A 14,268-nucleotide genomic window follows, 5' to 3' on the forward strand; every position below is an offset into this window, starting at 1 on the left:
ATAGAAAAATCGGGGGGATGAGTCAAGATGGTGCCGGTTAAGTGCTGCGTTTTTCAGCATCAGCCGCGCTGGCCTTAGTTTTGACGCGGAAAAACCGCCGCGAACACTGCCCTCTCGCGCCAGGCACAAAAAAAGGCGAGGCCGCAGCCTCGCCAAAAGGTGCTGGCCTCAATCGTAATAAGGAAGCTTACGATCGACACCGTTGATATTGACCAGCACAAAGCCCGTCGGCGTGGTTTTATTGGTCGGCGTACCTGCTGCCGTCGCGACGGTAAGCACGCCTTTCTCGTTAGCCCCAATACCCGCGACGCCATTGTGCAGGCCAAAGCGCGCCGCCGGTTTGAGGGTGCCCATTTTGGTGGTATCCGTCACCACCGAGAAATCAGGCTGGAACAGCGAGCAGGAGCCAGCTTCAAAACGCGTCGGACCGGTGGTCTTCAGGTTAATCAGCGTGTCGCCGCTGTTGGCGCGCAGCTTCACCCATACCACGGCATAGGTGGTGCCGACGCGGCTGTAGCGAATATCCAGCACCGCCGGCTGCCCCATATGGCAGGCATCCGCCCATACCGTTTCCAGCCGCTGCAGGTTAATCCACGTTTTCCCGGTGCCCGCCAGATTGACCGGCGAGGCGGCCGTTCCGGTTGGCTGGGTGGCGTCGGCTTTACCAATCAGCTCCATCACCCACTGCTGATTCGCCGTCGGGAAGAACAGCTGGCCGAGGCGATACCAGTTATCGGTGTCGGTATTGTTGGTGACTTTGTGGCCGCTGTAGTAGCCCGCGCGGAATGAGCCGGTGATCAGCGTGCCGTGATGCTCTTCGCGACGATAGCCATAGTCAAAAGTCGACAGCCAGCGCGTGCCGGCCATATCGTTCGAGATTTTCGCCCCGGACTGCAGGCCAATCTGGCGCATGATGACGCGCGCATTATTGAGATTGAACGGCGTGCCGCAATCCTCAATGTTCAGCGTATCAATGCTCCAGGCACCGTCCGACAGATCGCCCGGATTACGCGTGTGCTCAATCCACACGTTACGCATGATGCCCTGCGTCACGCGCGGCATGTACAGCGTGGCGTCGCCGTAGCCGGTCTGGAAGTTACAGTTGCAGATCTCGATAGCCGTTGAGTGGTCCCACTTGCCGTTTGGCGAGTTCGACCAGCCAATGTCAAACACCCGGCCATAGGTCCACAGCGTGTAGATCTGGTCAAATTTACTGTCGAGCGTATCCAGCGCTTTAATCACCGTGCCGCCGCTGTTTTGCGCGCGGAAACAGTAAATATTTAACGTGGTGCCTTCGATGCAGGTGTTTTCGAAGAACGGCTGCACGTTGGTACACATCTCGGCGGTAATGGTACCTTTGTTGGTGGTGACGTCGGCCGATGCCTGACCGTGCCAGGTGATGCCTTTGATCGCGGTCCGCCGTGCCTTCACTTTGAACACCGTGTTGGCACTTTTGTCGGAGATGATGGTGGTGCGCGGCAGCGAACCCAGCTCCACGTCATCCCCCTGCAGACCAAAAAAGGCGATCTCGGTAGCGCTGATGTCGATCGGGTTAATCAGGAATTTACCGCCCGGGAAACGCACCGGCAGGTCACGGATATTACCGCTGTAACCCTGCGTCCACGCCAGCATGCGGTTAAAGGCGTCGGTATCGTTAGCGTAACCGTCACCTTTCGCACCGAAGTGGTAGACGTTGACGTCGGCCGGATCGTTGATCACGCGTTTCCAGTAAAAGCCATTGCCGACCGCCAGCGTACCGCCGTCATCGGCGGCCGTAGTGGTGCCGATAAAGCCGGTGAAATCCCCACCGCCACGGAAGGTGGAGTCCGGGTTGTAGCGGCGCAGGAACGCCAGATCGCCGTTTTTGGCCGGCACAGTGGTACGCAGTTCAGCAAAAGAGTTAACTTCGATCATCTTAGCCTCCTCGGCATTTCAGGTTTGCAATACAAAGCGAGAGAACAGCGTTAGTGCGCCGCCGGGCGGCAGTGCTGGTCCCAGAGATCGTTGTGGTTGTTGATGGCGCGCACGGTGCGAATGTCCATGCGTTCGGCGTCATTGCCGTGGGTGTAAATCGGGGAAAATAACGAACAGGCGGAGTCGATAACGACGGGCGCCTCAGGGTTGGTGGTATTTCGACTGCTGCAGCTTGTCACGAGCAGCAGCGTCATCAAGATTACCGTTACGGGTTTCCACACGTCTGGCCTCCTCACGCAGCTGTTGCTGCTGCTGATTAACTTCAACCGCCTGCGCGGCGGTCTTTTCGGCCTGCGCAACATCAGCTTTCGCCTGCTGCTGCACCTTGCCGATTTTTTTACCGCCGGCGTAGCTGGCAATCAGCGCGGCAATCACGCCGCCAATTGCCGCCAGCCAGTGCCAGCTGCCGGCAAGCTGAGAAAGAAGAAAGCTCATGGTTTGTCCTCCAGCGTTTTTCTCTGCTCCACCAGGTTCTTTTGACGCACGAACTGCGCCAGTACGCCCATCGCCACCATGAAGGCACCGATCAGGCCGAGATAGTTGTGCGGCAGGATCTCTTTGATATCCGCCGGCAGTGCGTTCCATGCATCCAGCGCTGACGAGGGAAACGACTGCACCCAGGCGCTGAGCATTGAACCCAGCGACGCCAGCCACACCGACCAGGTTTTAAACAACAGGCGCGCGTGTTTAACAAACTCCAGCGTGGTGAAGCGCTGCAGCAACAGCAAAAGAATGATGGCCGCCAGTACGGCGATAACGAACAACAACCAGCGCATGTTCATAACAGCCCCCGATAAATGTCGTAGGTGCCCGTGCGCATCACTTCGGCATGACGCCGGGCGCGCCCCGCAGTTTGCCGCGCCCACAGGCTGTCGAGCATGGCGTTCGCCGCCGCGTCGAAATCGCGTTGCGTCACCGCGGTGAGCATGCCGCGAAACAGCGCCAGACCGTCGACGCCCATCTGGTAGGCCATGCTGATCAGCACATCGCTGCGCGCCTCGTTGCATTGACTCAGTGCCTGCTGCACCAGTGCGCGCTGCTGCATCTCCTGCACCTTGCCCTCAACGATGCACTGCTTCCACACGTCACCAACGCGGCGCGGCACGCGGAAGATATAGTGGCTGAGCGACGCGCCTTTCGGCCCGATGCGAATACCGCCCGCAACGGTGGGAAACCCCTGCGTGTCGAGGTAAGGCGCTTCGCGGTATCCCTCTTCGAAATTCAAAATGGCAATGATTTGGCTCATAACGGTTCCTCTTTGACGGGCGCAACGGCATGAAAAGCTGCGCAAATAACCACAACACATAAACCTCGCTGATCGGTTGCGCCGGGCGACAGGCAGCCGTTAAGCGCAACGCTCAAGCGCAACTAAACAGTGAGGAAAGGTGAAACGTTCCGTTCAGAACTGGGAAAACAGCAGAGAATTAACGCACGGCGTACAAATGAACGTGGGGCAAACAGCAGTTATCAAAGCTGGGGTTGTCGTTGCAGGGCCGCGTGGGCGCCAGTACTGCGCGGTCTACCCGGGAGCGGATTTCCCGCTGGCAGATGCGCTCGGCGGTGCGCAGGGTGATCTCATCACACTCCAGGCCCAGAGCACTGTCGATGCTGCGCTTCAGGCGGCTGAGCGGCTGACGCCGCCGGTGGCGACGGGTGCGCGCGTTTCCGCTAAAGACTGATTTGCCATATTGAATAATCGCCATAACTCCTCCTGTGAATGAGTCTTTGGCGATGGGGTGGTGAGCACGGCGATTCGGCACAGACCGGGACGTCCGTGGCCCCTCTGCAATCACCCGCAACTGGCTTGCCCGGCCGTAAAAAACGGCCAGGTATAAGCAGAGGAGAGTGAAAGCAGAGGACAACTGACGACGCTGCTAAGTGCGTATCCACCCCATCCCAAAATTCACTGACTTTGGGTGGGTTGTCTCGCGCTTGTGCAGCGCCTCAATTGTTTAAGAGCGGGCTCATCCGGGAGCAGAGATGTCGTCCATCTATGGTCAAATTATTAACAGGTTCTAATGCATTGGCAAACACTGACAGTTAATTTTTTATTTACCGACAGTTAAATTTTTGATTTCAGCCGGATTATTTTTTTTGCCGGTTAACGCACTGCTGCTCAGCCCAGAATCTGATAGTCACGCGCCTGGCTCATGATGACGCGGGCAATCACCTGCAGCGACGCCGCTTCGTCCAGCGTCAGATACCAGGTCTCGTAGCGTTTGTTGTCGGAGATCACCGCCACCTTCTTGTGCTGTAACTGCAGTCGCTTGAGGTAGAGCTGGTTGTCGAGATTAAACAGGTAGATGCCGTCGCCGTCGAAGCGGTGCACGCTGATATCGACAAACAGCTGATCGCGCGGAGCAAAAGTACCGGCCATGGAGTCACTGTTCAGGGCAATCAGCCGGATATTTTCGGCCGGACGGCCGTTAAACAGCACGCGCGCCTCATCCAGACCGTATTCAATCGCCTGAATGGTCTCGACCAGTTCGTCGCGCGCGACAATACCCTGTGCGCTGCGTTGCCCGATATCCAGGCTTTCGACGCGGAACATGTGCTGCGGATCAATCAGGCGCTGACGGGCAAGCGCCACATCCGGTTTTTCCATGCCGAACTGCAGCCACTCCACGCGCACGCCTAACAGCTGGCTGAGCGCCAGCAGATTACTGTCATCCGGAATGGATTGCGCGTTAAACCATTTCCAGACCCCTGGAGTTGAGATCCTGCATCCCCGTTGTTGCAGTGCCTGAGCGACCTGTTTGTTCCGTCCATGTCCGACAATTCCCGCGCTCTCGCATGCGGCAATCAGCCTGGCAGTAAAAGCTTGTCTGGTACTCTCTTTTTTAACCATCAGTTAATAGTCTGCCATCAGTAAAAGACTGAATGTTATTTTCATTTTTGCTACCAGTTCATTTTATATTACCGCTAGTTTACTACCCAACCGCTTTTATCAATAAAGCTGGACGATCATTATCCTCTTCGCCCTGGTGGAAACCAGTAATGAATCTCTGACAGCTTGTTCTGACAGGGGTTTTCAGGATTGTTCTGTAACGCTGAGACCAGCACCCACAGCAAAAAATGGGCGAAAAGCCGCAGGCGCGCCACAGATGACAGGAATAAAACGAAAAGCTCTGAAAATAACTGGATCGAAAGCGATCAAAAAGGGCACCGCGTCAGGTGCCCATTATGATGCCGGAGAGAAAACTAACGGCGCAGGGTATCGTCGCCCCAGCCAATCCATTTGTAGGTGGTGAGTGCTTCGAGGCCCATCGGACCGCGCGCATGCAGTTTCTGCGTACTGACCGCCACTTCAGCGCCGAGACCGAACTGGCCGCCGTCGGTAAAGCGGGTGCTGGCGTTGACGTATACCGCCGATGAGTCGACCTGATTCACGAAGCGATTGGCATTGCCAATACTGCGCGTCAGAATGCCGTCGGAGTGCTGGGTGCCGTGCGCGCGGATGTGCGCGACCGCTTCATCGAGGTCCGCCACCAGCTTGACGTTCAGATCGTTCGACAGCCACTCATCGTCGTATTGGTGCATCTGCACCGCCACCACGCTGGCCGGGCCCTGCTGCAGCAGCGCCAGCGCGTTTTCGTCGGCGTGCAGCGCAATGTTCTCCTGCGCCATACGCTGCAGAAACGCCGGAATGAAGCGTTCGGCCTGATCGCGATGAATCAGCAGGGTTTCCAGCGAGTTACAAGCGCTGGGACGCTGCTTCTTGGCGTTGACGATCACCTCCAGCGCGGCGTCCGTCTCTATGGTTTCGTCGAGATAGAGATGGCATACGCCGATACCGCCGGTGATCACCGGAATGGTGGAATTTTCGCGACACAGCTTGTGCAGCCCGGCACCGCCGCGCGGGATCAGCATGTCAACGTAGCGATCGAGCTTCAGCAGCTGATTCACCAGTTCGCGATCCGGGTTCTCAATCGCCTGCACCGCTGCTGCCGGTAAATCATGCTCAATGAGCGCGTTCTGGATCACCCGCACCGTGGCGGCGTTGGTGCGCCAGGTCTCTTTGCCGCCGCGCAGAATCGCCGCGTTGCCGGTTTTCAGACACAGTGACGCCACATCGACCGTGACGTTCGGGCGCGCTTCGTAGATCACCCCAATCACGCCGAGCGGCACGCGACGTCGCTCAATGCGCAGGCCGCTGTCGAGCAGCCCGCCGTCGATCAGCTGGCCAACCGGATCGGCCAGACGGCACACCTGGCGCACGTCATCCGCGATGCCTTTCAGGCGCTGCGGGTTGAGCGTCAGACGATCGAGCAGCGCCGCACTCATGCCGTTAGTGTGCGCATCGGCCAGATCCTGCTGGTTAGCCGCCAGAATGTCGGCGCTTTCCGCTTCCAGCCGATCGGCGATAGTCAGCAGTACCTGATTTTTTTGTTCGGTGGAGAGCTCCGCCAGTTTGTACGACGCCTCACGCGCCGCTTTACCCATCTGTTCTAACATTATCCGCTCCTTAACTGACGATCATATCGTCGCGGTGCACCGCAACCGGGCCATATTCGTAACCGAGGATCTCACCAATCTCCTGACTGTGATGACCGGCGATCATGCGCATCGCATCGCTGTTGTAGCGCGTGACGCCGTGGGCGATATCGCGCCCCTGCAGGTTACGGATGCGGATCACTTCGCCGCGCGAGAAATTGCCCTGCACGTCACGGACGCCTTTCGGCAGCAGCGAACTGCCGCGCTCCAGCATCGCCGCCAGCGCGCCGTCGTCTATGGTGATCTCGCCCGCTGGTGGCGCGCCGAAGATCCAGCGCTTGCGGTTTTCCAGCGGTGACTGCTGCGCGTGGAAGCGCGTCCCCACCGGTTTGCCGTGCAGCACATCCCCGATTACATCCGGGCGGCTGCCGGCCGCAATGATCACGTCAATGCCGGCGCGGCAGGCGACATCCGCCGCCTGCAGTTTGGTGGCCATGCCGCCGGTGCCGAGACCGGAGACGCTGCCGCCAGCCAGCGTGCGCAGCGCATCATCAATCTGATGCACATCGCTGATCAGTTCTGCCTCGGGATTGGTGCGCGGATCGGCGGTAAACAGGCCAGGCTGATCGGTCAGCAGCAGCAGTTTATCGGCACCGCCGAGCATCGCCGCCAGCGCGGACAGGTTGTCATTATCGCCAACCTTGATTTCTGCGGTTGCCACCGCGTCGTTCTCGTTAATCACCGGCACGATATGGTTGTCGAGCAGCGCGCGCAGCATATCGCGCGCGTAGAGGAAGCGTTCACGGTCTTCCATGTCGGCGCGCGTCAGCAGCATCTGCCCGATATGGATACCGTAGATGGAGAACAGCTGCTCCCACAGCTGGATTAAACGACTCTGCCCCACCGCAGCCAGCAGCTGCTTTGAGGCGATGGTCGGTGGCAGTTCCGGGTAACCAAGGTGTTCGCGACCGGCGGCAATCGCGCCTGAGGTGACGATGATAATGCGATGACCGGCGGCGTGCAGTTGTGCACACTGCCGAACCAGCTCCACCATATGCGCCCGGTTCAGCCGGCGCGATCCGCCGGTGAGGACGCTGGTACCCAATTTGACCACCAGGGTCTGACTGCCACTCATGTTTTTCCTGCCATGTAAGAAAAAAATCTGCGAAGGGACGTTTTAACAGGAGTCAGCAAGGAAGCCAACAGCGGCAAGGGGAAAAGCACAAAAAACGCCTGACAAGCGGGTAGACCAAAAGTTCGCGATTAACAAGAAATCAGAAAAAATGTCATAAAACCTTCATTGCCAGTCGGTAAAACGTCCCGTGTTTTACAAACCTTTTCACGGGTACAACAAATTTTACTCATTGGGATTGATAGCAAAATGAAGAAAAGCACACTGGCACTCATCGTTTCCGCGCTGGCTCTGGCCTCAACCGCACAAGCCGCAGAAGTTTATAACAAAGACGGTAACAAACTGGATCTGTACGGTCGTGTGAAAGGCATGCACTACTTCAGCGACAACGCAGCCGCTGACGGCGACAAAACTTACATCCGTCTGGGCTTCAAAGGGCAGACGCAGATTAACGACCTGATGACCGGCTACGGTCAGTGGGAATATCAGTTCCAGGGTAACCGCGCGGAAACCAACACCGACGCTAACATCGGTAACAAAACCCGTCTGGGCTTTGCCGGTCTGAAGTTTGGTAACTACGGCTCTGTTGATTACGGTCGTAACTACGGCGTGGTTTACGATGTGCTGGCATGGACCGACGTGCTGCCAGAATTCGGTGGCGACAGCGCCTACACCGACACCTACATGCTGGGCCGTACTTCTGGCGTCGCCACTTACCGCAACAGCAATTTTTTCGGTCTGGTGGATGGCCTGCGTTTCGCGGTGCAGTATCAGGGCAAGAACGATTCCACCAGCGCCAACGGCCGTTCAGAGATTCCTAAGCAGAACGGCGACGGTTACGGTGCGTCACTGGGTTACACCCTCGGCGATAGCGGTGTCAGCCTGATGAGTGCGATCTCCTCTGCTGACCGTACCAACTCGCAGGACGTGGCGACCCGTCTGGGCCGTGGTGACAAAGCGGAAGCCTGGGGCGCGGGCATCAAATATGACGCGAACAGCATTTACCTGGCATCGACCTACTCTGAAACCCGTAACATGACGCCAATCACGGGCGGCGTGGCGAATAAAACGCAGAACTTTGAAGTGGTTGCACAGTATCAGTTCGACTTCGGTCTGCGTCCATCGCTGGGCTACGTGCAGAGCAAAGGCAAAGACATTGAAGGCATTGGCGATGCGGACATCGTGAAATATGTCGACGTGGCGATGACGTACTACTTCAACAAAAACATGTCGGCCATGGTTGACTACAAAATCAACCAGCTGGATGACAACAACCCGCTGGGCATCAACAGCGATGACGTGGTGGCGGTCGGTCTGACCTACCAGTTCTAAGCGTCAGCATTACCCTGTCTGTGTCTGCAAAAAAAGAGCCGGCTCATCACCGGCTCTTTCTTATTCAGGTCTGACTCAGGTTCAGGCGCTGAGTTTAACCGGCTCTTCTTTGAACCCCGCCGCGGGCCTGAGATCAAGCTTAAACTCATGCAGCGTGGCTTTCAGGCGCTCGTGGAAATTACGCAGCGTGCTCTCCACTTTCTCATTGTTCTCTTTGCCCTTGATCGCGGCCACGCTCCAGTCGCCGTCTTTATCAAACAGGCCGAAGTGGTATTCGTAGGTGAAGTGATCTTCATAGGCGTTCAGCGTCATCCACCAGCCCCAGAACTCGCGGCTTTCCGGCGCCGGTTTGACGTTGACGCACGCCGCCAGGCAATCAAAGAAGAAACGCGTCTCTTCACACTGTCCTTCACGGATGTACGGCCCCAATTCGGTGAAGCGCTTAAGCAGGCGACTACGGGGGTGACCACTCGGTAACGTCATGCTAACTCTCTCCCTCAAATAAACCGTATAAAACGCAGCGCGGCGGCAAAACGCCACCGCACGTATTTTCCCGAAGATAAGTTGTAGCAGAGTCTGCGTATTTCGCCAGTTAGCGCTGCAACTGTTTTGCCAGCCAGTCGCAAATTTGATTGAGCGCCTTGTCAAAGCTGGCAAACACTGGCGTGGCGGGAATCGCCAGCGCCTTGCCCTGCGCCGAGGAGTTGACGATCAGCTGCGCCTCCTCTTCCGGGCTGAACAGATCGTTGGGCCAGTAAGCGGCCAGCATCGGCACCGGCGTCCGGCGGCCCAGCAGGCCCTGAACTTTGAGCGAATAGCGGTTGAGCTCGATGCGCAGATTGCTGTCGGAGGTCGACGACATGCCCAGCCGGCTGGCCAGCATGTCCATATACATATCCGGCAGCTGCTGCTGGCGCTGCGCATCGACAAACACGTGATGCACCATCGGCCCGAGCGACGCCACCGCGCGCAGACGCGGCACCTCAAGGTAAGCCAGCCGCGTCGCCACGTTGGCGCCAAAGCGGTAACCGAACAGCGCCACGCGCGTGTGATCAATCCACGGCACGTTGCTCAGCTCGCGCAGCACCTGCTGATGCAGCTGGCTGGTGTCCTGATTGAGCATCCATTTGCTGCTGAAACCCACCGACGGCATATCCAGCGTCAGCATGGCGATGCCGCGCGGTGCCAGATAATCGTGAAACAGCCGGTAATGGTCGCTCTGCAGCGAGTCGAGACCGCCGCACAGCAGCACGGTCGGATACGGCGCGCTGGCCTGCGCCGGCATATGCAGGAAGCCGGTGACCGGACTGCCGCCGCTGATGGGAAAGGTCAGGGATTTCAGCTCGCCGGGCAGGCGCTGGGTGGCTTCTTCATAAGCGCGATTCGCCAGCACCTGCGCCTGATCCGCCAGCTCATCACCTTTAATGTAGGGATACGCGGCCAGGCTGTACAGACTGGCGGCATGCAGCCACTGCTGGCCGGCCTCATCGTGATCGGCGTTCTGCATTGCACGCTGCTGCCACAGCGCCGCCTGCTTCGACCACTCATAGTTCCAGTTGCCGCCGCGATAGCCAATCACCGTGTCCAGCAGCGTTTCGTCGGTGTGTTCAAATTTACTGACGGCAATGCGCGCCAGCACTTCGCTGATCTCCTGCGGCGCCAGGCCGCGCCACGTCCACAGCAGCTTATTCAGCATGCGATACCAGCCGCGCTGGGTATCGCCTTCCAGGGCATTGTGCACCTGCGCCGTCGGGTGGTGCTGGCGATGCACCAGCGAGGAGGTTTCCGGGTGTTTGAAGCGGGGTTTGAACAGTTCTTCGCTGAGATTTTTCTCGGCCATCTTAAGCTTCTCCTGCGGCAGTCGCATAGATGGCTAAGAGTGTACTGCACCCGCCGCACGGGCGCGAGGCGCAGAAAGCACAACGCCCGGCATAACCGGGCGTTGTTTGCGTTGCATCAATCAGCTTTTTACAATCGGCGGAATGTACACCACGCCCATGTCCCACGGCTGCTCGATCCAGGTGTTCTGCGGAATATCGACAATGTAGTCGTCCACCAGCGCGCGGCCAGCCGGCTTGGCGAAGATGGTGCAGAAACGCGCTTTTGGATACATATCACGAATCGCCTGCGCGGTACCGCCGGTATCCACCAGATCGTCGATGACCACAAAACCTTCACCGTCGCCTTCTGCGCGCTTCAGCACTTTCATTTCACGCTGGTGATCGTGATCGTAGCTGGAGATGCACACGGTATCGACGTAGCGAATCCCCAGTTCACGCGCCAGCAGCGATGCCGGAACCAGACCTCCGCGGCTGACCGCGATGATGCCTTTCCACTGTTCCACAGGAAGCAGGCGCTGGGCCAGTTTACGGGCATGAATCTGCAGCATGTCCCAGGTAACGACGTATTTTTCGCTCATAAAAGGAATCCCGGCCAATGAGATTGGCTTAAAAATATGCAAGGGGGAAAAGGTTGCGCGAGATTATAAGGATCTGACGCGTTAAAAACCAGCACCCGTCACATCGGTTGCAGGTTTTTAGCGCGCCCGATGGCGCACCCGGCAGGAAACAGTGATATTCTCTGGCCCATCACGTCAGATGTGCTGACGGCGATCTTTCACTGGAAACCCGCGTGCGAGCGGTATGTCCGCCGCGCTGACACAGGAGACGCGTTGTGTCTGAATTGTCTCAACTTTCCCCGCAGCCGCTGTGGGATATCTTCGCAAAAATCTGCTCGATTCCGCACCCTTCTTACCATGAAGAAGCGCTGGCCGAATACGTTGTTGGCTGGGCTAAAGAGCAAGGTTTCTGGGTTGAACGCGATCAGGTCGGCAATATCCTGATTCGTAAACCTGCTACCGCAGGCATGGAAAACCGTACTCCGGTGGCGCTGCAGGCGCACCTCGATATGGTGCCGCAGAAGAACAATGACACGGTACACGACTTCACCAAAGACCCGATTCAGCCGTACGTTGATGGCGAGTGGGTGAAAGCGCGCGGCACCACGCTGGGTGCGGATAACGGTATCGGTATGGCCTCTGCGCTGGCGGTGCTGGCGGACAACAGCCTGACCCACGGCCCGCTGGAAGTGCTGCTGACCATGACCGAAGAGTCGGGCATGGACGGCGCCTTTGGTCTGCAGCCAAACTGGCTGCAGGCGGACATCCTGATCAACACCGACTCGGAAGAGGAAGGTGAGATCTACATGGGCTGCGCCGGGGGTATCGACTTTATCACTACCCTGCCGCTGAGCCGCGAGGCCGTGCCTGCCGGTTTCGAAACCCTGAAGCTGACGCTGAAAGGTTTGAAAGGTGGTCACTCCGGGGCGGACATTCATCTTGGTCTCGGCAACGCCAACAAGCTGCTGGCGCGCTTCCTTGCCGTGCACGCGGCTGAGCTGGATATCCGTCTGATTGAGTTCACCGGCGGTACGCTGCGCAATGCGATTCCGCGCGAGGCGTTCGCTACGCTGGCCATCGACAGCCATAAAGTGGATGCGCTGAAGTCTGCTGCCGCCCACTTCCAGGCTACGCTGCAGAATGAGCTGGGCAGTAAAGAGAAGAACGTCGCCGTGCTGAGCGAGCCGCTGGCGAATCAGGGCCAGGCGCTGACCGCAGACAGCCGCGATCGCTTCATCAACCTGCTGAACAGCACGCCAAACGGCGTGATCCGCAACTCGGACGTGGCCAAAGGCGTGGTGGAAACCTCGCTTAACGTCGGTGTGGTCACCATGGAGCAGGACAGCGCCGAGATTATTTGCCTGATTCGCTCGCTGATCGACACCGGTAAAGACTGGGTGGTCGAAACCCTGACCTCGCTGGGTGCGCTGGCCGGGGCGAAAACTGCGCCGAAAGGCGGTTACCCGGGCTGGCAGCCGGATGCCGACTCGCCCATCATGGCGCTGACGCGTAAGACCTATGAAGCGCTGTTTGGCAAAACGCCAAACATTCAGGTGATTCACGCCGGTCTGGAGTGCGGTCTGTTCAAAAAACCGTACCCGAATATGGATATGGTATCGATTGGGCCAACCATCACCGGTCCGCATTCGCCGGACGAGCAGGTGCACATCGACAGCGTTGGTCTGTACTGGAAACTGCTGACCGCGCTGCTGAACGTGGTGCCGGAAAAAGCGTAAGGCTGTTGCGATAAAAAAAATCCTGCCCCCGGGCAGGATTTTTTATTTACGGTAACGGTGCCGCGTCAGGCGACCGCGCTGTAGCGCTCTTCCAGCGGCAGCTCAGCCATTACAACCCCAGCACCAGCTGGCGCTCCAGCTGCGGATTAACCAGCGTGACGTGCAGCCCCACCAGCCGCACACCGCGTCCGGCGCGGCGCTCGTCCCAGGCCTGACGCGCTACGGCGATCATGTCGTCTTTATTCAGCACCGGCCAGACATGCTCCTGGGTGGTGAGCTGAAAATCGTTGAATTTCAGCTTTACGCCCTGACGTGCAATCTGCTTATCCGGGCGGATCGCGCTGAGACGGCGATCGAGCTCGGCGTAAAGAAAATCAATAATCTCCAGGCACTGCTCCCAGTGATGGATGTCCTCGCCCAGCGTACGCTCGACGCCCAGCGATTTGCGCTCGCGCTCCACCACCACGTCGCGATCGTCGATGCCGTTGCTGCGCTCCCACAGCACGCGGCCAAATTTTCCAAAGCGCTTCAGCAGCTGCGCCAGATCGGCCTGTTGTACGTCAGCGCAGGTGCGCAGTCCCATCTCTTCCAGCTTTTTGGTGGCCACTTTACCGACGCCGGGAATCTTGCTCAGCGGCAGCGTCAGCAGAAAGTCCGGCATCGCCTGCGGCGTAATCACATACTGACCGTCTGGCTTGTTCATGTCTGAGGCGATTTTGGCGAGGAACTTGATCGGCGCAATGCCGGCGGACGCGGTCAGGCCGGTTTCGCGCAGGATATCGGCGCGAATCGCCTGCGCCATCAGCGTGGCCGATCCCTGGCAGTGTTCACTGTCGGTGACATCCAGGTAGGCTTCATCCAGCGACAATGGCTCAATCAGTGGCGTATAGCGGGTAAAGATGGCGCGAATCTGCTGCGAAGCTTCTTTATAGGCGTCAAAGCGGCCGGGCAGCAGTTTCAGATGGGGACAGAGGCGCAGCGCCGTGGCGGTCGGCATCGCGCTGCGCACGCCGTATTTCCGCGCCGGATAGTTGGCGGTGCTGATTACGCCGCGCTGCACGCGGCTGCCGCCGATGGCAATCGGGATATCACGTAATGAAGGATCGTCGCGCATTTCCACTGCCGCGAAAAAGCAGTCCATATCGACATGAATGATTTTGCGCATACGCCCCTCCGGATACTGGATAAGTATACAGCAGAGAAAAACAACGGCAATATTTGTGGCGCGTGCGATTAAAGTTTACAAATTTGTGGCCGTATTC

15 protein-coding genes are annotated in these 14,268 nt (G+C 58.1%); 2 read left to right on the forward strand and 13 right to left on the reverse strand.

The genetic code is table 11. The features are described 5' to 3' along the window. Positions 1-168: 168 nt before the first annotated feature. The 9 genes from AC6I79_RS14910 to proB all read right to left on the reverse strand — a co-directional run bounded on the left by AC6I79_RS14910 (position 169) and on the right by proB (position 7,543). A complete protein-coding gene (locus AC6I79_RS14910; RefSeq protein WP_021507268.1) occupies positions 169-1,914 on the reverse strand; it encodes a putative phage tail protein in 1,746 nt (581 codons plus the stop codon). A 50-nt stretch (positions 1,915-1,964) separates the two neighbouring features. Next, the gene (locus AC6I79_RS14915; RefSeq protein ID WP_125310414.1) at positions 1,965-2,168 is read right to left on the reverse strand and encodes a hypothetical protein; all 204 of its coding nucleotides are present in this window, start codon (positions 2,166-2,168) and stop codon (positions 1,965-1,967) included. Next, positions 2,116-2,409, reverse strand: coding sequence for a hypothetical protein (locus tag AC6I79_RS14920; RefSeq protein WP_058769339.1), 294 nt, complete (start codon positions 2,407-2,409; stop codon positions 2,116-2,118). The genes AC6I79_RS14915 and AC6I79_RS14920 overlap by 53 nt, the downstream gene beginning before the upstream one ends. Continuing rightward, positions 2,406-2,750 (reverse strand): DUF7940 domain-containing protein, encoded by a 345-nt coding sequence (locus tag AC6I79_RS14925; RefSeq protein ID WP_031279668.1) that lies wholly within the window; start codon positions 2,748-2,750, stop codon positions 2,406-2,408. Before AC6I79_RS14925 ends, AC6I79_RS14920 begins: the two co-directional genes overlap by 4 nt. A 2-nt stretch (positions 2,751-2,752) precedes the next feature. After that, positions 2,753-3,220 carry a lysozyme family protein gene (locus AC6I79_RS14930; protein WP_021507272.1) on the reverse strand — a complete coding sequence of 156 codons (468 nt, stop codon included), beginning with the start codon at positions 3,218-3,220 and terminating at the stop codon, positions 2,753-2,755. Between the two features lie 178 nt (positions 3,221-3,398). Further along, positions 3,399-3,677, reverse strand: coding sequence for a transcriptional antitermination N peptide (locus AC6I79_RS14935; protein ID WP_021507273.1), 279 nt, complete (start codon positions 3,675-3,677; stop codon positions 3,399-3,401). A gap of 413 nt (positions 3,678-4,090) precedes the next feature. Continuing rightward, positions 4,091-4,822, reverse strand: a complete 732-nt coding sequence (locus AC6I79_RS14940) for a S24 family peptidase (RefSeq protein ID WP_031279669.1) — start codon at positions 4,820-4,822, stop codon at positions 4,091-4,093. 353 nt (positions 4,823-5,175) lie between these two features. Next, positions 5,176-6,429 (reverse strand): glutamate-5-semialdehyde dehydrogenase, encoded by a 1,254-nt coding sequence (gene proA, locus AC6I79_RS14945; RefSeq protein WP_498027359.1) that lies wholly within the window; start codon positions 6,427-6,429, stop codon positions 5,176-5,178. Between the two features lie 10 nt (positions 6,430-6,439). Next, positions 6,440-7,543 carry a glutamate 5-kinase gene (gene proB / locus AC6I79_RS14950; protein WP_159377483.1) on the reverse strand — a complete coding sequence of 368 codons (1,104 nt, stop codon included), beginning with the start codon at positions 7,541-7,543 and terminating at the stop codon, positions 6,440-6,442. A 246-nt stretch (positions 7,544-7,789) separates the two neighbouring features. On the opposite strand from proB, the gene ompC reads away from it, so the two are divergent. Then, positions 7,790-8,872 (forward strand): porin OmpC, encoded by a 1,083-nt coding sequence (gene ompC, locus AC6I79_RS14955; RefSeq protein ID WP_021507277.1) that lies wholly within the window; start codon positions 7,790-7,792, stop codon positions 8,870-8,872. A gap of 81 nt (positions 8,873-8,953) precedes the next feature. Here the strand turns inward: ompC and crl are convergent, their stop codons facing one another. The 3 genes from crl to gpt all read right to left on the reverse strand — a co-directional run bounded on the left by crl (position 8,954) and on the right by gpt (position 11,291). Next, positions 8,954-9,355 (reverse strand): sigma factor-binding protein Crl, encoded by a 402-nt coding sequence (crl, locus tag AC6I79_RS14960; protein WP_021313042.1) that lies wholly within the window; start codon positions 9,353-9,355, stop codon positions 8,954-8,956. A 109-nt stretch (positions 9,356-9,464) separates the two neighbouring features. Then, positions 9,465-10,712, reverse strand: a complete 1,248-nt coding sequence (gene frsA / locus AC6I79_RS14965; protein ID WP_058781173.1) for an esterase FrsA — start codon at positions 10,710-10,712, stop codon at positions 9,465-9,467. Positions 10,713-10,832: 120 nt separating this feature from the next. Next, complete coding sequence (gene gpt, locus AC6I79_RS14970; RefSeq protein WP_021507279.1) at positions 10,833-11,291, reverse strand: xanthine phosphoribosyltransferase; 459 nt, start codon at positions 11,289-11,291, stop codon at positions 10,833-10,835. A 254-nt stretch (positions 11,292-11,545) separates the two neighbouring features. Between gpt and pepD the strand changes: the two genes are divergently transcribed. Further along, the gene (gene pepD, locus AC6I79_RS14975; protein ID WP_159377484.1) at positions 11,546-13,006 is read left to right on the forward strand and encodes a beta-Ala-His dipeptidase; all 1,461 of its coding nucleotides are present in this window, start codon (positions 11,546-11,548) and stop codon (positions 13,004-13,006) included. A 109-nt stretch (positions 13,007-13,115) separates the two neighbouring features. Here pepD and dinB read toward each other — a convergent pair whose 3' ends face one another. Then, positions 13,116-14,171 carry a DNA polymerase IV gene (gene dinB / locus AC6I79_RS14980; RefSeq protein WP_058758014.1) on the reverse strand — a complete coding sequence of 352 codons (1,056 nt, stop codon included), beginning with the start codon at positions 14,169-14,171 and terminating at the stop codon, positions 13,116-13,118. Between the last annotated feature and the right edge of the window lie 97 nt (positions 14,172-14,268).

Source organism: gamma proteobacterium symbiont of Scutellera amethystina, assembly GCF_059730845.1.